The sequence below is a fragment of the Sulfitobacter sp. 1A12056 genome, assembly GCF_043558125.1.
GTDB classification, from domain to species: domain Bacteria; phylum Pseudomonadota; class Alphaproteobacteria; order Rhodobacterales; family Rhodobacteraceae; genus Sulfitobacter; species Sulfitobacter faviae.
The window spans coordinates 78547-96173 of record NZ_JBIFFY010000010.1; the positions used below are offsets into that span (position 1 = coordinate 78547).

At 63.3% G+C, this 17627-nt stretch carries 15 protein-coding genes; 5 read left to right on the top strand and 10 right to left on the bottom strand.

Annotated features, from left to right (window positions below):
• Positions 1–8 precede the first annotated feature (8 nt).
• The 5 genes from ACGYLD_RS16135 to ACGYLD_RS16155 form a co-directional block, all read right to left on the bottom strand.
• Positions 9–119: a DUF2474 family protein gene (locus ACGYLD_RS16135; protein WP_136720396.1), complete on the bottom strand. Its 111-nt coding sequence runs from the start codon at positions 117–119 to the stop codon at positions 9–11.
• Positions 119–1126: a cytochrome d ubiquinol oxidase subunit II gene (cydB, locus tag ACGYLD_RS16140; protein WP_209218325.1), complete on the bottom strand. Its 1008-nt coding sequence runs from the start codon at positions 1124–1126 to the stop codon at positions 119–121. The genes ACGYLD_RS16135 and cydB overlap by 1 nt, the downstream gene beginning before the upstream one ends.
• 1 nt (position 1127) lies before the next feature.
• A complete protein-coding gene (locus ACGYLD_RS16145) occupies positions 1128–2606 on the bottom strand; it encodes a cytochrome ubiquinol oxidase subunit I (protein WP_271688235.1) in 1479 nt (492 codons plus the stop codon).
• 90 nt (positions 2607–2696) lie between these two features.
• Positions 2697–4046 (bottom strand): HAMP domain-containing sensor histidine kinase, encoded by a 1350-nt coding sequence (locus ACGYLD_RS16150; RefSeq protein WP_271693015.1) that lies wholly within the window; start codon positions 4044–4046, stop codon positions 2697–2699.
• The gene (locus tag ACGYLD_RS16155) at positions 4043–4714 is read right to left on the bottom strand and encodes a response regulator transcription factor (protein ID WP_271688239.1); all 672 of its coding nucleotides are present in this window, start codon (positions 4712–4714) and stop codon (positions 4043–4045) included. Before ACGYLD_RS16155 ends, ACGYLD_RS16150 begins: the two co-directional genes overlap by 4 nt.
• Positions 4715–4876: 162 nt before the next feature.
• Here ACGYLD_RS16155 and ACGYLD_RS16160 point away from each other — a divergent pair, with 162 nt between their 5' ends.
• Positions 4877–5998, top strand: coding sequence for a Do family serine endopeptidase (locus ACGYLD_RS16160; RefSeq protein ID WP_394403207.1), 1122 nt, complete (start codon positions 4877–4879; stop codon positions 5996–5998).
• Between the two features lie 105 nt (positions 5999–6103).
• Here ACGYLD_RS16160 and ACGYLD_RS16165 read toward each other — a convergent pair whose 3' ends face one another.
• Together ACGYLD_RS16165 and ACGYLD_RS16170 are read right to left on the bottom strand one after the other, a co-directional pair.
• Entirely contained in the window at positions 6104–6742 is a 639-nt protein-coding gene (locus tag ACGYLD_RS16165; protein WP_271688243.1) for a response regulator transcription factor, read from the bottom strand.
• 1 nt (position 6743) lies between these two features.
• Positions 6744–9269, bottom strand: coding sequence for a PAS domain-containing protein (locus ACGYLD_RS16170; RefSeq protein WP_394403209.1), 2526 nt, complete (start codon positions 9267–9269; stop codon positions 6744–6746).
• Between the two features lie 286 nt (positions 9270–9555).
• On the opposite strand from ACGYLD_RS16170, the gene ACGYLD_RS16175 reads away from it, so the two are divergent.
• A complete protein-coding gene (locus tag ACGYLD_RS16175; protein WP_394403211.1) occupies positions 9556–9780 on the top strand; it encodes a hypothetical protein in 225 nt (74 codons plus the stop codon).
• Between the two features lie 13 nt (positions 9781–9793).
• Here the strand turns inward: ACGYLD_RS16175 and ACGYLD_RS16180 are convergent, their stop codons facing one another.
• Entirely contained in the window at positions 9794–10399 is a 606-nt protein-coding gene (locus ACGYLD_RS16180) for a helix-turn-helix transcriptional regulator (protein ID WP_067265514.1), read from the bottom strand.
• 233 nt (positions 10400–10632) lie between these two features.
• Here ACGYLD_RS16180 and ACGYLD_RS16185 point away from each other — a divergent pair, with 233 nt between their 5' ends.
• Together ACGYLD_RS16185 and ACGYLD_RS16190 are read left to right on the top strand one after the other, a co-directional pair.
• The gene (locus ACGYLD_RS16185) at positions 10633–11496 is read left to right on the top strand and encodes an alpha/beta fold hydrolase (RefSeq protein ID WP_271693009.1); all 864 of its coding nucleotides are present in this window, start codon (positions 10633–10635) and stop codon (positions 11494–11496) included.
• 162 nt (positions 11497–11658) lie between these two features.
• Positions 11659–13731 (top strand): ATP-binding protein, encoded by a 2073-nt coding sequence (locus ACGYLD_RS16190; RefSeq protein ID WP_394403213.1) that lies wholly within the window; start codon positions 11659–11661, stop codon positions 13729–13731.
• A gap of 31 nt (positions 13732–13762) precedes the next feature.
• On the opposite strand, the gene ACGYLD_RS16195 is transcribed toward ACGYLD_RS16190, so the two are convergent.
• Complete coding sequence (locus tag ACGYLD_RS16195) at positions 13763–14617, bottom strand: fumarylacetoacetate hydrolase family protein (protein ID WP_271693007.1); 855 nt, start codon at positions 14615–14617, stop codon at positions 13763–13765.
• 249 nt (positions 14618–14866) lie between these two features.
• Here ACGYLD_RS16195 and ACGYLD_RS16200 point away from each other — a divergent pair, with 249 nt between their 5' ends.
• Positions 14867–16456, top strand: coding sequence for an ATP-binding protein (locus ACGYLD_RS16200; RefSeq protein ID WP_271693006.1), 1590 nt, complete (start codon positions 14867–14869; stop codon positions 16454–16456).
• Between the two features lie 25 nt (positions 16457–16481).
• Here ACGYLD_RS16200 and ACGYLD_RS16205 read toward each other — a convergent pair whose 3' ends face one another.
• Positions 16482–17621 carry an aminotransferase class V-fold PLP-dependent enzyme gene (locus tag ACGYLD_RS16205; RefSeq protein WP_271693005.1) on the bottom strand — a complete coding sequence of 380 codons (1140 nt, stop codon included), beginning with the start codon at positions 17619–17621 and terminating at the stop codon, positions 16482–16484.
• Between the last annotated feature and the right edge of the window lie 6 nt (positions 17622–17627).

The window sequence follows — 17627 nt, forward strand, 5'->3', positions numbered from 1 at the left end:
CCGCTGCGTCAGCCGGGCATGATCACCAGCCGGATGCCATAGGCCACCACCGCCAGCAGGGCGACGCTGGCCAGCCAAAGCGCCACGAACCAGCCCGCGCGTTTCAGCCAATGGCGCATCAGTGATAGCCCTCCTCGGGGTCGATTTTGCCGCGGAACACCCAATAGGCATAGGCGGTGTAGCTCAGGATCAGTGGCAGCAGCACCAAGGTGCCGACCAGCGCGAACATCAGGCTCTCATCCGGGGCGGCAGCCTCTGCAATGGTCAGGCTCGGCGGGACCATATGGGGGTAGAAACTGATCCCGATGCCGATAAAGCCCAGCACGAAAAGCGCCAGCGCGCAGAAGAACGGCTGCTTGTCGCCGCGGCGTTGCAACCCGCGCAGCATGCCGAAGGCCGCAAGCGCCACCAGCAGAGGCACGATGCCGCTGAAGAGCGCGGTGGGCCACGCGAACCAGCGTTCGAAATAGACCGCATCGGTGAAGGGCGTCCAAAGGCTGACCAGCCCCATGAAGACCAGTGTCGCCACCGCCAACGGCCATGCAAGGCGGCGCATATGCGCTTGGATGCGGCCTTCAAGCTTCATGTTGAGCCATGTGGCGCCCAAGAGCGCATAGCCCGTGGTCACCGCCACACCGGTCAGGATCGAGAAGGGCGTGAGCCAATCCCACCAGCCGCCCGCATAGGCGCGGCCTTCGATCTCGATCCCCTGCACCAGCGCGCCCAAGGCGATGCCCTGACAGAAGGAAGCCACCAGCGAGCCGCCGAAGAACGCCATGTCCCACAGCGGTTTCCAGCGTTTCGTGCGCCAGCGGTACTCGAAGGCAACGCCGCGGAAGATGAGGCCCAGCAGCATCAGGATGATCGGCATGTAAAGCGCGGGCATCACCACCGCATAGGCCAGCGGAAAAACGGCGAAGAGCCCGCCGCCGCCCAAGACTAGCCACGTCTCATTGCCGTCCCAGATCGGCGCAACCGAGTTCATCATCACATTGCGCTCGCCCTCATCCTTGGTCATCGGAAAGAGCAGCCCAACACCCAGATCGAAGCCATCGAGGATGACGTAGATCAACACCGCTGCGGCGATGATCCCGGCCCAGATGAACGAAAGTTCAAGTCCAAACATCTCAGCTCTCCTCGCCCTTGTTATGCGCGGTCTTGTCTCTGACCGCCGCCTCTTCGCCGACAGCAAGGATCGGCCCCTCGCCGCGCGCCGGGTCGTTCTGCGCCGCCCCGTCTTGCGCGTCGTCCCCCTGAACGTCGTCGCGTTCATCCTCCAGCACATGACCGACAACCGGCTTGCGCATCATCGCCAGAATATACCAAGTGCCCGCGCCGAAGACGAAGAAATACACCACAATGAAAGCGATCAGGGAGGTCGCGACCGCCGGCGCCTCAATCGGGGCGAGGCTTTCCGAGGTCCGCAACAGCCCGTAGACGGTGAAGGGCTGCCGCCCGACCTCGGTCGTGATCCAGCCCGCCAGCACCGCGACAAAGCCGGTGGGGCCCATCAGCAGCGCCAGCCGGTGCAGCATCGGCGCATCGTAAAGCCGCCCGCGCAGCCGCGCGAAGGCCGCCCAAAGCCCCAGCCCCAGCATCGCAAAGCCAAGCGCGATCATGATGCGGAAAGACCAAAAGACGATGGCCACCGGCGGCTCATCCGCGTCTGGGATCGTATCCAGCCCGTCGAGCGGCGCGTTCAGATCGTGCTTGAGGATCAGCGACGACAGTTTGGGAATTTCTACCGCGTAGTCGATGCGCTTTTCCTCGGGGTTCGGGATACCAAAGAGGATCAGCGGCGCGCCCTCTGGGTGGCTGTCGTAATGCCCCTCCATCGCCATGACCTTGGCGGGCTGATGCTCCAGCGTGTTCAGCCCGTGCATATCGCCTGCAAGGATTTGGAGCGGTGTGACCAGCAAGAGCATCCACATCGCCATGGAGAACATCCGCCGCGCCGCCGCATCCGCGCGGTCGCGCAACAGGTGCAGGCCCCCGACCCCGCCGACGACCAACGCCGTGGTCAGATAGGCCGCAAGCACCATATGCAGCAAACGGTAGGGGAAGGACGGGTTGAACACGATCGCCCACCAATCCTCGGGCACGAATTGGCCCACGTCATTGATGGCAAAGCCCGCAGGCGTCTGCATCCACGAGTTCACCGACAGGATCCATGTGGCCGAGGCCAGCGTGCCAAGCGCGACCAGCGCTGTGGCGAACATATGCAGCCCGTCGCCCACCCGTTTGCGGCCAAAAAGCATGATGCCCAAAAAGCCCGCCTCAAGGAAAAAGGCCGAGAGCACCTCATAGGCCATCAACGGCCCGACCACAGGCCCCGCCTTGTCAGAGAAGACCGACCAGTTGGTGCCGATCTGGTAGGACATGACGATGCCCGAGACGACCCCCATGCCAAAGGCCACCGCGAAGATTTTCTTCCAGTAGTTGAAGAGCTTCAGATAGGTCTCTTCGCGTTTCCACAGCCAGAGCGCGTTGAGCACGGCCAGAAAGCTCGCCAACCCGATCGAGAAAGCCGGGAAGATGATGTGGAACGAAACCGTGAATGCAAACTGCACCCGCGCTAGGATTTCGGCGGTGTAACCGTCGAGCATATGAAGCCCCCGCGTATTGTTTCCTGACCTATATAGGACCCGGCGGCGGGAGCGGCACAGGCTAAATTGCCGCAGTGCTTGGCCCGCGTTCTAGCTGTCGAACGCCACCACGACGCGCAGCCCCGGCGCGTTGTCGGCAAGCTCCAGCCTTGCCCCATGGAGTTTCGCCACCCCATCGACCAGCGCCAGACCCAGCCCATGACCCGGCGTGCCCCGGCTGCGATCAAGCCGGTAGAGGCGCTGCAACACTTTGTCGCGGTCCTCTGCCGGAATGCCGGGACCGCCGTCCGCCACCGTGAGCGTGACCTGCCCCGCCGCCTGCTTCAGCGCGACCTCTACCGCCTCGGCATCCCCGGAATGGCGCAGGGCGTTTTCGATCAGATTGGCCAGCAATTGCCCCAAAAGCGCGCGGTCACCGGTGACATGAACAGGGGGTTCGGGCAGATCGCAAAGCAGGCGTTTGCCCTGCTCCCCTGCTGCAGGCTCGTAAAGCTCGACCATAGTGCGGCAAAGCGCGGTGAGGTCGACGGAGGCGAAATGGGCGCGGGCCTCGCCCTGCTCCACCTGCGCCAATTGCAATAGCGATTGAAAGATCGCGGCAATGCCCTCCAACTCGGCCCGGGCACGGGCCAGCGGTTCGGCGGGGTCCGCGCCCGCAGCCTCGGCCCGGTCCAGATCGTCAAGATGGACAGAGACACGCTGAATCGGGGTCTTCAGATCATGCGCGATATCGAGAGAGACCTGCCGCAGCGCCGCGACAGAGGTTTCCTGCGCCCGGGCCATCTGGTTCACCGCCTCACCGATGCGCAGCAGGTCATCCGACCAGCGCGGCCCCGGCGCGACCCTTGCGGCCAGATCCCCTGTCGTCAGCCGATCTAGCGTGGCACGGATCACCTCCACATGGCGTTTGGAGCGGCGGGCAAGGATCAGCCCGCCCGACAGCGCGATCAGGACCGTGGGCAGCAGGCTTACCAGCAGAATATTGACGAAAACCTCGCGCAGGGCCGTGATCTCGGCCCGGCTGCGCGCGATGGTCAAAAGCCCGCCATAGAGCGTGTCGGTCAGGGTCAGGTAAACACCCCGATACTCCGCCCGCGCCGCACCGATCGAGACGATGTGATAGCCCTCGTTATCCCGCGCGATGGCCCCGTTGCCGTAAATGCGCCCGTTGGGACCGATGTAGCTGAGGATCAGGCGGTTCGGGTCGGTCTCCCGCGATTCCGCCTCGACCAGCCGCGCGAGCGCGGCGGCGCCGGGGGCGGCACGAAAGCCTGCCATGTCCTGCGCTAGATCGGCGCGGATCGCTTGCTCGAACGACCGTTGGGTGACCGCATAGCTGGCCGCGAGGCTGAGCAGGCTGACGATGGTGAACAAAAGCACCAGCAAAAGCGCCAGACGCAGCGGCATCGACCGCCAGAGCCCCGCCAGCCGCGCCCTCATGCGTCGATCCTATAGCCAGCGCCACGCACGGTCTGGATGAGTTCGCTATCAAAGGGCCGGTCGACCTTGGCGCGCAACCGGCTGATATGGGTCTCCACCACGTTGGTCATCGGGTCAAAGGAAATGTCCCAGACCGCCTCCAAGAGCATGGTGCGGGTCTGCACCCTGCCCTTGCGGCGCAAGAGATGCTCGAGCAAGGCAAACTCGCGCGGCAACAGGTCGATCTCTTGGCCCGCCCGCGTCACCCGGCGGCTGATGAGGTCCATGGTCAGGTCGCCCGCGCGCAGGACCGTCTCCTGCTCCAGCGCCTGCGGGCGGCGGGCCAGTGCGTTGACCCGCGCCGAAAGCTCTCCGAAGGCGAAGGGTTTGACCAGATAGTCATCCGCCCCGGCATTGAGCCCGTCGATCCGGTCCTCCACCGCGCCCATCGCCGTCAGCAGCAGCACCGGCGTGGTATTGCCCGCCCCGCGTAGGGTTTTCAGCAGCGTCAGCCCATCCAACTCAGGCAGCATCCGGTCGAGGATCAGCACGTCATATTGCCCGGTGGTGGCCTGCACCAACCCGTCGCGGCCATCGGCCACCACATCCACCGCATGCCCCTCCTCGCGCAGGCCACGCGCGATATAGGTGCTGGTGGTGGTATCGTCTTCGACAACAAGCAGTTTCATCGTGTCCTCATGTAGGATTGCCGATGAATTATGCCAAATTCGCCGCCCGTGCAGCCCAGAGGCGGCAATCTCACAAATTTGTATAGGGCACGGCAAGGCACTGTAAAACCGCAGGTCCAGATAGGCTCCCGGAACGACCGAATGCACAGCAAGGAGCATGCAATGACCAAGACTCTTTCAAAAGCCCCCCGCGCCGCCGCCCTTGCGCTGAGCGCCGCGATGGCCGCCACGCCGATGCTGGCGCTGGCCCCCTCGGCCGCGCTTGCGGTTCCGCCGGGCGGCTATGCCGACCTGGTCGAGGCCGTCTCCCCGGCCGTCGTCTTCATCGAAGTGACCGGCAAGCAGCAGCAGGCCGTGGCCCAGCAACAGCTGCCCCCCGGCATGCCCGAGGAACTGCGCCGCCGGTTCGAGCACATGCTGCCCGGTCAGGATGGCGCCGCCCCCGCCCCGCGTCAGGGTCTGGGTTCGGGCTTTATCATCTCCGAGGACGGCCAGATCGTGACCAACCACCACGTCGTCGCAGGTGCCGAGACAGTGACCGTGAAACTCGCCGATGGCCGTAAGTTCGACGCCGAAGTAGTGGGCAGTGACGCGATGACCGACATCGCGCTGCTAAAGGTTGCCGCGGATGTGGACCTGCCCAAAGTGGACTTCGGCACCTCGAAAACCCTGCGCGTGGGGGATGAGGTCGTGGCCGTGGGCAACCCCTTCGGCCTTGGCGGCACAGTCACTTCGGGCATCGTCTCGGCCCTGTCGCGCGACATTCAGGCAGGCCCCTTCGATGACTTCATCCAGACCGACGCGGCGATCAACCGCGGCAACTCGGGCGGGCCGCTCTTTAACAACGAGGGCGAGGTCGTGGGTGTGAACACCGCAATCCTGAGCCCCGGGGGCGGGTCGGTCGGCATCGGCTTCTCGGTGCCCTCGGATCTGGTGCAGACCATCGTCGCCGATCTGGCCGATGACGGGTCGGTCGAGCGGGGCTGGCTGGGCGTGCAAATCCGGCCCATGACCCCCGAGGTCGCCAATGTGCTGGGCTATGACGAGCCGCGCGGCGCGGTGATCGAAGCGATTACCGAAGACAGCCCCGCCGCCAAAGCGGGCCTCAAGAAGGGCGACATCATCCTGTCCTTCGGCGACACGGAAGTCGACGATCTGCGCGACCTCACCCGCGCCGTGGCCACCACCACGCCCGAGAGCGCGGCAGAGGTCGTCGTGCTGCGCAAAGGGTCTGAACAGACCCTCGACGTGACCGTGGGCGCGCTGGAGCCCAAGCCGGCGTGATCCACGCCTTCCCGGCGCCCCTCATGCCGCCGGGAAGCCCCCAGCCCTTCGCCCTCGCCGGGGGCTGGGCAGCCTGCCCCGGTGGTCCTGCACTGCCGGGGCTTTTTATGTCCCCTCGCCGCCATCACCTTCGCCTGATGGTGCATTGTGCATATGGAACCGCACCAGTTCCGCCACGGAATTCGCCTCAAGCTTGCGCATCACCCGCGCGCGATGCACCTCGACCGTCTTGATAGAGATGTCCATCTCGCTGCCGATCTCGCGGTTCGAAAGCCCCGCCGCCACCCGTTCGAATACCCGGTGCTCCTGCGGGGTGAGCCGGGCCAGAAGCTGCGCATTTTCGACCTCTGCCGCCTTGCTCCTGCGCCGGGCCGCATCGGACTGAAGGGCGGCGTTGATCAGGTCGAGCATGTTTTGGTTGTTGAAGGGTTTTTCAATAAAATCCACGGCCCCCGCCTTCATCGCCGTCACGGCGGTAGAGACATCGCCGAAGGCCGTCATCAGGATCAGCGGCAGTTTGATCCCCCGCGCGTTCAGCGCCTTTTGCAACTCCAAACCGCTCATCCCCGGCATCCGCACATCGCTCACAAGGCAGCAGCAACCGCTGTCCTCATAGCTATCGAGGAACGCTGCCGCCGATGCAAAGGGAATGGCGCGCAGCCCGACAGAGCCCAGCAACCACACCAGCGACTCCCGCACCGCGGCGTCATCATCGACGACGTAAACGATCCCCTCTTCCGACATTCTACTTTTGCGCCTCCAACGGCAGACGCACGGTCAGGCAGGCGCCCTCGGCATCGGATTTCGTCACGGCGATCGTTCCGCCATGGGACAGAACGATCGTTTCGCAAATCGCCAGCCCCACGCCAAGCCCCTTGTCCTTGGTCGAGCGGAAGGCGCTGAAAGCGGTCTGTGCGGGCATGTCCGGGGCAAAGCCGCGTCCCGCGTCGGCCACGTCGATCACGATCTCACCGGCTTCGCAGCGCGCGGTGACCGAGACTTCGGCATCCTCACGCTCCGCCTCGCGACAGGCGTCGATGCCGTTCTTGATCAGGTTGATCAACAGCTGTTCGATTTCGATCCGCGCGCAATGCAGGGTGACCTCCCCACATTGATCGTCGATGGTCACGGCGACCCCGGTGGCCGAGCTTTCGGGCTGGATCAGCAGTTGCACCGAGCGGAGGATCTCGTCAAAGCGGACCGCATTGCGGTCGGCATCGTCGCTATGCAGATAGTTCGACATGGAGCGCAGGATGGCGCTGGCCCGTTCAGATTGGCTTTGCATATTGTTGAGCACGGCGATCATATCCTCTCTCTCAAGCTGGTCGTTCTTGGCACGCAGCACGCAGCCTGCGGCAAAATTGTGAATAGCGGCTAAAGGCTGGTTCAATTCATGGGCGATGGCGGCGGTCATCTGGCCCAGCGTTTCGCGCCGGTTGAGCAGTTGCAGCGCCGTTTCATGCCGGTGCAGCCGCTCTTCGCGCTCGACCTTTTCGCTGATGTCGGAAGCGATGGTCAAAAGCCCGCCCGCGGCCACGGGGTAATCCGTCACTTCTAGCCAACGGCCCGTCGATGTCCGCGCGCGAAAGAACTTGGCCGGGGCGTTGCGCCGGTCGCGCCGCTGCGCGCTCCAGCGGAACTTGCCTTCGGTGGTCGTCGCCAATTTGCCGGTCTGGGTGAAATGGGCGAGCAGTTCATCGAAATGTTTCCCGATGATATCGCCCTCCATCCCGGCATAGGTCGCGCGATATTCCTCGTTGCAATAGACCAGACGGTCGCTGCTGTCGAAGAGCGCCACCATGGTCGAGATATTCTCGAAAGCCAGCGCCAGAGCCTCCAATGCGCTTTTGCGCTCGGTCTCGGCGGTGGCGATTTCGGTCATGTCGAAACAGGTGCCGCGATAGCCTGCCAGTTCCGCTTGGGCATCGAAGAAAGGTTTGCCTGACATGTCGATCTGCCGTGTCCGCTCCTTGCCCAAGGGCAAGAACAATCGCAGATCGCGAAAGGCTTCTCGCGCGGCGAAGCGTTGTTTCAGCAGGTCGTAATCCCCTTGGTCTTTCGCCACATCGGCTTCGGCAAGGGTCTTGCCCAGATCGAAGATCGGGGTTTCGCTGTCGGTCTGACGGCCCCCGCCAGACAGAAAGGTGAAACGCCCTTCGGCGTCCATCTCCCAGACCCAATCGGTCGCGCTTTCGGTGAAGTCGCGAAAGCGGGTTTCGCTTTCCACCAGTTCTGTCAGCACGTTCTGCTGATCCGTCACATCTTGGATCGCGGCCAGCAGATGCACATGACGGCCCCGGTCCAAACGGCGAATGCAGGCGCGCGCTTCAATCTGGCGTCCGCTGGCGGCAAGAAACTTGACGTTCTCCACCACATCGCGCGGACGGCTGCCTGCCATATGGACCATATGCAGGTTGTTCCGGATCGTGGCGCGGCTGCGCGGCTCCACGAAACTCTGCCCTTGCTGCCACATCTCGCGCAGGTCTTGCGCGTCGCGACCCAAAAGCGCTTCCACCTCGGGCGAGGCATCGACCAGCGCGCCCTGCTGATCCCACTCCAGATAGCCGATCCCCGCCACCTCTGCCGCAAGCGCATGTTGCGCCGCGCTGACCTCTGCCTCATGCACTGCGTCCTGCACGGCGGAGCGGTCCATGATCATGACCAGCACCCCCACCACCTGCCCCCGGTCGGCCAGCGGCTGATAGACCGCCGCCCCCTGGGTGCGGTCCAGCACGGGGCGCGAGAAATCGAAATGCCATGTGACCTGCCGCCCGGCCAAGGCCTTCTCAAGGTTGTCCGAAATCTCCTCCAACAGGTCCGGCGGGACGATCTGCGACAGGTGTTTGCCCACGATCTCATCCGCTGGCCTGCCGAAGGACGCGCTATAGGCGTCATTGACGAAAGCATAGGTCATATTGGGCGTGAGAAAGGCCGCCTGCACCGGCAAATGATCGAGGAAGTCGGGCAATCTGCGCCGTGTCTCATCGGTGTTGGCGGTGTTTTGCAGCTTGCGCCGGTTGCGCATCACGCGCCAGACCTGTGCCACCAGCACCGCAAGCGCCGCCACCGCAAAGACCAGTTCGATCGGGTCGCCATAGGCGCCGCCGCGCGGGGCCGATGCCAATACCACGACGATATAGAGCGCCAAGACCGCAACCGCGCCCCCCACGGCGAAACGGTTGATCGCATCGCCGATCTGCTTGGCGATCATCACGCCGGACAAGACGATCCCGCACAGCGCGATCAATGTGAACGCCGCGACCAAGCTCATGCGCACCTCTACTTTCCCTCAAAAGGTCTGCTTTTTCGGCTCCCCTGTCTATTGGGGGAAACCCTGACAAGGGCCGATTAAACCGCCTCGCAAAACGGGTATACGACGGCGCGCCATAAATTCGTGAAAATATCTGCCCTAATTTCAGCAGCTTGTTCCTGCCTATAGGGGAGAACCCTGACCCCGCTGGGGCTTTGCCCAATTGGCGGCGCAATTTCAGGCCGGTAGCTTGTGCTCACCCCACGGAATTGGCCGTGTGATACATGGTCAAAACGCGGATTTTGCAGTGACAGATAGTGAAACCCCACCCTCGAAGCCCTCTGACGCAAAGGCAGAAAGCAAGACGCCCACGCAGGCCGATCTGATGGAGATCCACAGCCTCTACGCTCGGGCCGACGCGATGGCCGAAGCCGCTGAGAAAGCGGGCAAATCCGACGGTGAAGCGCAGCCTGCCGCGGCCCCGCCCCCACAGAGCGCCGAACAGGGTGATGAATGGAATGACGCGGGCTAAGCGCCGAGACCGCTCACTTCGTACTGTTGGACACCACATGGTCACTGTCGATCCCGCCCAACGAATGAAACAGGCCCGACGTATTGCTGACCCCGAATTTCTTGAGCAATTTCGCGCGATAGACCTCTACCGTCCGGTGCGAGATATCGAGGTTGAGCGCGATTTGCTTGCTGGTCAGCCCCTCTGCCAGATGGCTCAGGATCTCGCGCTCGCGCCGGGTCAGGGGCAAATAGGGCCGTTCGGCAGAAAGGTCCGCAAAGCTCCAGACCGCACGGTCGAGCGGGCGTTCGGGGGTGAAGGAATGGCCGCGCACCCGGCACCAGAACAGGCTGCCGTCCCGCCGTGCCATGATGCGCTCGTCCCAATAGGTATTGGTCTTGCGCAGCTGGTCCACGCCGCGGTCGCGGATGTTTACGAACTCTTCATCCGAGGGGTAGAGAATGGCGAAAAGCTGGTCGCGCAGATCGCCGCGCGCATAGCCGAACATCGCCGCGAAGGCGTTGTTGCAGTCGCGGATGCAGCGGTTCTCGGTCACCACAAGCCCGACGGGCGCATGAACAAAGGCAAGCTCTTCAAAGCGCCCCTGCGCAAAGCAATCGTCGGTACGTATTTCCACCATCTTGCTCCGTTTAACTCTATTTCCGATGCTGAAACCGCAAGCTAGTCGACGGGAGGAGGCGGCGCAACACGGCGCTGGCCCGTGCAGGGAGGACGCGATGCTAACACGCAAGCGCATGGCGGACGCGCCATGATCGCGCGGGCCGCGGTCGCGCGGGTACGGCTGGCAGGGGGCAAGGGCGCGGGTGGCATCACCCGCGCTATGCCCATGCTGACCCGGAAAGGCACGCGCCAATGACCGCCCCCCAGTTCCACTTTGTCCCCGTAATGGGCCATGAGGTGCATGTCGCCGAATGGGGTGATCGTAAGAAGCCTGCAGTGCTAATGCTGCACGGTCTGGCCCGCACCGGGCGCGATTTCGATGAGGCCGCCGCCGCCCTGTCGCGGGATTTCCATGTGCTCTGTCCCGATATGATCGGGCGCGGAAGGTCGAGTTGGGCGCGAGACCCTGAGGTGGAATATTCCGTCGAACATTACGCGCAAATCGCGACGGGGCTTTTGGATCACTTTCAGATCGACCGCGCCGCGTGGTTCGGCACCTCTTTGGGCGGCATGATCGGGATGCATGTGGCCTCAAGCCCCGAGGCGCAGCGGGTCAACGCCTTGGTGGTGAACGACATCAGCCCCGAACTGCCCGAGGCGGCGGTGCAGCGCATCCTCTCCTATGTGGGCAGCCTGCCCGCCTTCGACAGTTTCGCGGAAGGAGAAGCCTGGCTGCGCCAGACCTACGCCCCCTTCGGCCCGGCGGCAGATGCCTATTGGCAGCGCATGGCGCGGTCGTCACTGCGGCGCCGTGGGGATGGAGGGCTGACCCTGCATTATGATCCGCGCATCACCGTGCAATTCACCGCCTCGGCGCATGAGTTGTCGACATGGGACCGTTGGTCACGGACCCGCACGCCCACCCATCTGCTGCGCGGCGCGCAGTCGGACCTGCTGCAACCCGAGGCCGCAAGGCGCATGACGCAAAGCGGCCCCCGCCCCGGCATGACCGAATTCCCCGGCTGCGGCCATGCCCCCAGCATGTCCAACCCCCAAGATATTGCCCTGCTGCGTCGCGTTCTGGTTGAATTGCTGGGACAATCCGCACCCTCATAGGCGCGATTTATGCAAAATTGACGCTACCGCCCCGACATTTGCATGCATCCGGGTATTTTCCTTGCGTCAACAAAGAACTGTGCGGTCTAATGCCTCCGGGGCGTATCCGGCCCTCAGAAGGCCGGAGCGTGGAGGACAGGGACCATTTTGGGCAAAGCCGGCATGGAAAAGATCAGAAATGCGCTGTCTCAGCGTGCGAAACGGATTGTCGTGCTGGTCGCGCTCTGCGCCGTTGTCCTTGGCTTTGGCCATCGGATCGAGACGCTGTCCTACCAGACCTACATGCAGGATCTGGAACTCGACACCACCTTGGAGCTGATCGAAGTCCGCGAGCGGATCCGCGCGGATATCTTCGAGCAGATCCTGAAACTGCGCGAATTGGCCACCGTCATCAGCGAGAATCCGACGATCACCCAGTCCGAATTCAGCGCCCGCGCGGCAGAGTTCATGGCCGAGAACCCGGATGTCATCAACCTCGCCGTGGCCCCGGACCTCGTTGTTACCATCGTCCACCCCTATGAGGCCAATCGCGGCGTGCTGGGGCTGGACTATCGCCAGAACGCGGCACAATTGCCGAAAGTCGAACAGGCTTTGCAAAGCGGCGAGGGGCTGGTGACCGGCCCGGTCGATCTGGTACAGGGCGGGCGCGGGTTGATCCTGCGACATCCGATCTTTGATTCAACCGGCACCAATGCCGCGCCGGACACGCCTTGGGGCATCCTCTCGATGGTGGTGGATTACGACGCCCTCGTCACCCGGTTGCAAATCCCCGAACTGACCGAAAAATACGATCTGGCCATCCGCGAGTTGACGCCAGAGGGAGAGGTCGAACAGACCATCATCGGTGACCCCGAACTGACCTTGATCGACCCGATCAAGCTCGACTTCAGCTTTGCCTTTGGCACTTGGCAACTGGCCGCCACGGTCAAAGGCGGCTGGCCAGAGCACCGGCCGGATTTTTGGCTGAACTGGCTCTTGCGTCTGCAAGGCGCGCTCGGCGTTACGATTTTCGCGTGGTACATCATGCGTCTGGCCGACAACCGCAAACTTGCCGAAGAACGGCTGCGCACCGGTGTCGAAGCCTTGGACCACGGTTTTGTCATGTATGACGCCAAAGGCACCTTGGTGCTTTGCAACGAAAAATACCGCGAGATTCACGGCTATAGCGAAGTGGTGAAGCCCGGCTCGACCTATGAACAGATCGTGCGGGACAGCATTCGCCGCGGCATGGTCCCCGATGCCATCGGCAAGGAAGAGGAATGGATCCGCATCTGGCTGGAAAAGCGGGAGAACGGCGCCTTCGAGACCGAGCAGCGCATGCCCGATGGCCGCATCATCCGCACGTCGGACCGGCGGATGAAGGACGGCAGCGTCGTGGGCCTACGGATCGACGTGACCGACCTGAAGAAGGCGCTTTTGACCGCCGAGGACGCGAACAAGGCCAAGACCGATTTCATGGGCGTGCTGAGCCATGAGTTGCGCACGCCGCTGACCGTCATTCTGGGCCATGTCCGCCTTGCGCGGCATTTCGACCGGACCCCGGCGGCGCGTGACCTATGCACCGCAATCGAGGCCGACCCCCAGACCCGCGAAACGCTCTCTCCCAAGCTTTCGGCGACGATGGCCAAACTGGGCGACATCATGCAAACGGTCGAGCGGTCGGGCAATCACCTGCTGACCCTGATCAACGAGGTGCTCGACTTTGCCAAGATCGACGCGGGCAGCCTGTCCATCGCGATGGAGCCGGTGCAGATCGACGATATCGTCACCCCGACCGCAGATCAGCTGCGCCCGATGGTCGAAGACAAAGGGCTAGAGTTAAAGGTGAAATCGGCCAGCGGCGTAATGCTGGCGGATGGCAAACGCATTCAGCAAGTGTTGATCAACCTGCTAAGCAATGCGACGAAATTCTCCGACGAAGGGACCATTTCGCTGACCTGCCGCATCCGGGGGGAGGTGGTGGAATTCCGCGTGACGGATTCCGGCATTGGCATCCCCGAAGATGAGCTAGAGCGCGTTTTCGAACCCTTCCATCAGGTCGATTCCACCGCCACCCGCCGCTTTGGCGGCACCGGGCTGGGCCTTGCCATTTCGCGCGACATCGCCACCGCCCATGGCGGCAGCCTTGTCGCGACCAGCATCATGGGCAAGGGCAGTAGCTTTTTGCTGACCCTGCCCCTGCGCCCTGCCATTGCCCTCGCCGCCGCCGAAGCGCGGGAGGCCGAAGTGGCCTGAGCGCCGCGCCTCGGCTCTTCGATATCGCGGCTCACCGCGCGGGCAGGTGCTCCACCACTTGCTCCTGCTCACCCAGCCCTTGCACACCCAGCCGAACCCGGTCGCCGGGGCTGAGATAGCGTTGCGGTTTCAGCCCCATGCCCACGCCCGGCGGGGTGCCCGTGCAGATCAGGTCGCCCGGCTCCAACTGGATGAATTCGGACATGTAGGAGACAATCGTCGCCACATCGAAGATCATCTTTTCGGTAGAGCCGTCTTGCAGCCGCTCGCCATTGATCTCGGTCCAAAGGGACAGCTTGCCCGGATCGCCCAGCTCATCCCCCGTCACGAGCACTGGCCCTGTCGGGCAAAAGTTGGGAAAGCTCTTGCCCTTGACCCATTGCCCGCCCCGCTCGGCCTGCCACGCGCGCTCGGACACGTCGTTGACGACGCAATAGCCCAGCACATGATCCAACGCCTGATCGCGGCTGACGTTCAAGGTGGTACGCCCGATTACCACGCCCAACTCGACCTCCCAATCAAGTTTGCTCATCTTTTTAGAATAGAGAAGCGGATCGTTCGGCCCACAATAGGTGCGGCTGGCCTTGTTGAACAGGATCGGCTCGCGCGGCACCTCCATGCCCGACTCCGCCGCATGGTCGGAATAGTTCAACCCGACGCCCCAGATGTTGCGCGGCTGGCTGACCGGTGCGGCGATGCGCTGGCCTTGGATCTGGGCCAGCGGCAGCCCTTCCAGATCGACGCCCTCCAACACGTCGCGCAACGTCGGGATCGTCTCGGGTGTGAAGTCCGGCACAAGGGCGCTGACGTCTCGCGGCTGCCCTCCCGCATCCAGCACCACCGGCGTCTTCGCGCCGTCCCGCGCCCCGTATCGCATCAATCGCATGGTCAAATCTCCCCTCTTCGCAACCCTCGTTGGCCGTACCATAGCTGCTGGATTTACGATGGCCACCGCTTTGCAAAGTGGCGCACGCCGTCTCTGCCAATCGGCATCCGTCTGCTTACCGGGGTGAAAAGTCTTGTTCTTGCCCCAATTTAGTCGTTGCGGCATTGGCAGCGGTGCCCGAGGGGGATACCTTGGGTGAACATCTGCCCACGCGCCAAGACAGATGCAAAGACCACGACAGAGGCAAATATGAACGACTTTTACAACGCTCTGGCGGATTTCGACGATCCGCTGCGGCAACTCTATATGCTTGCTGTCGAACCTGACCTCTCTGTCGAAGACAAGATCGCCAAGCTTTTGCAACTGGGCACAGAGGCGCTCGACCTCGAACTTGGCATCGTCTCCCGCGTGGATCACCCGGTCTATGAATGCGTCTATGTCCATGGGCCCGATTGGGCACCCGCCCCCGGCAGCACCTTCGACATCAATGGCACCTATTGCCTGCATACGCTTGGCAACGACGATGTGACCTCTTTTCACCACGCGCGCCAGCAAGAGATTTCGGCCCACCCCTGCTATGAGAACTTTGGGCTGGAAAGCTACATTGGGGCACCGCTGAAAATCAGCGATGCGCTCTTTGGGACGTTGAACTTTTCCGGCACCGCCCCGCGCCCTGCCCCGTTCAGCAAGGCGCAGACCCAATTCGTCCAGTTCCTCGCCCGCTGGCTGAGCAGCGAGCTCTCGCGGCAATCCGAGCGCCGCGCGCTGCGCGAACAGCGCGGGCTGCTCAAGGCGATGGTCGATGCCGTGCCCGAGGCCATCATCATGGCCGATCCCAACCGCCGCGTGGCCTTGGTGAACCCGGCGGTTGAAACACTGTTCGGCTACACCCCCGACGCGCTTCTGGGGCGGCAGACGGCGGTTCTTTACGAGACCCTCGGCAGCTACGAACGAATGGGCGAAGAGCTTTCGAATGCTGGCACGGCCAGCAAGGAAAGCGGCTTTACCGTCGCCTGCCGCCGCGCCGATGGCTCTACTTTCGAGGGGCAAGTCGCCACCGCCAAGGTCGAGACTGACCGCGGTGAGCATCTGGGCTATCTCGGCGTGGTGCGCGACGTCAGTGAGCAGCGCGAGTTTGAACGCGCCAAGGACCAGCTTATCGCCACCGTCAGCCATGAGATGAAAACCCCGCTGACCGCGCTGACCGGGGCGCTGCGCCTGCTTGAGTTGAACCCGGACGACCTGCCGCCGCAAAAGCGCAAACTGTTGCAGCTTGCGATGCGCAACGCGCGGGCGATCGATCAGATGGTGGGGGATATTCTGGATGTCGAAACCCTGCGCAGACCGGATCAATCGGGGTTTTCCGAGCGCGCCTTGGCACCGCTCTTGGCCCAAGCCTCGGAGACCTTGGTCTCCTACGCGAAAGAGCGCGGCGTTGGCTTGGAAATGACCCCCTCCGAGGCCCCCACACCGCTGTTGCGGCTGCACGAAGGGCGGCTCACGCGGCTGTTGTCAAACCTGCTGTCCAACGCGATCAAAGCCTCGGACGAAGGCGGCACGGTTCAGCTTGGCCTTTCGGAAGATGGCACCGGGTTCTGGGTCAAAGACCACGGAAGCGGCCTGCCTTTGGAACTGCAACCGGTTCTTTTCGAACGGTTTTCCCGCGGCTCCAGCTACCGGGTCAAAGAGGGGCATGGGCTGGGGATGAGCATCGTCAAAGCCATTGTCGACCAGCACCTTGGGGAAATTCGCTTTGAAACCGCCGAGGGCGAAGGCACGACCTTTTTCGTAGACTTCCCGCCGCTCGAAGGGCGGCCGGATGCGATGGCCGCCTCCTGACGGCGCATCGCGGCCCCGGCGAGCTTCAGGTCAGAAAAGCCCGAAGCGCGTGCAGCGTGCGGTCAATCCCGGCGGCGGTGGTCAGCACCCCCGGCGACATGCGCAGGGTCTGGCTGCGGTTGTCGACGTAAATCTCCAGCGCCGCCAATTGCGCCACCACATCCGCCGCGTCGATGTGATCGGGCAGAACCACCATGAGACTGCCGCCCCGCTGGTCCGGGTCCGCCGGGCTGGCGAGGGTCAGGCCCATCCCCTCAAGCCCCGCCTGTAGCTGCGCGGTCAGCTTGCGGTTATGCGCCGCCAAGACTTCGGTGTTCTGCCCCATGCGCCATTTCATCGCCGGCAGGCTGGCCACCGCAGGAACGGTTGAGGGCGTGCCACTGTCGAGCCGCCGAATGTCAGGCGCGAATTCGAAAGCGTCGAGATCCCATGAGAACGGATTGCCTTGCGAGAACCAGCCGCGCATCTCGGGCTGGCACTGCGGGATCAGTTCGGCATCCATATAGACGATCCCCGCCCCCGGCGTGCCGCACATCCATTTGAGGCTGGTCGACAGGGCGAAATCGACGCGCGGCGCGGTCACGTCATAGGGCAGCAGCCCCACGGCCTGCGTCATATCCACCCCGATGAGCGATCCCATCTTGCGGCCATGCGCCACCAATTGCGGGATGTCCAACCGGTGCGACGTCGTCGAGCTGACCCAAGTCAGCAGGGCCAGCGCCACCTCCTCGTCCCAATGGGCGATGATGTCTTCGGCCTCGACCCAGTGCCCCCCTTGCCGGATCGGCACAGTGTTCAACGTGAAACCAAAACGCTTCGACAGGCCGGTAAGCAGGAAGTGCAGAGAGGGGAAACCATCCTCGGCCACCAAGACCTTCTTGCCGCGCAGGGTGCCTTCGGGCAGCGCACCGATGACGGCCATCAGCCCGGTGGTGACGCTCTCTGTCGTGGTGACGGTGCCCTTCGGCGCGCCGATCAACTCGGCCCAGAGGTCAATGAACTGCTGGCGTTTGGGCAAGACATCGGCCCATTGGTCGCCGTTGGGCGCGGCCCATGCATCGGTGAAATCGGTGAGCCCGGCCAGCATATCCGCATGTTTGCCGGGGTATTGCCCGATGGAGTGATAGAGGAGATAGGCGTCGCCCGTTCCTGTTTCTGTGGACATTGTAAT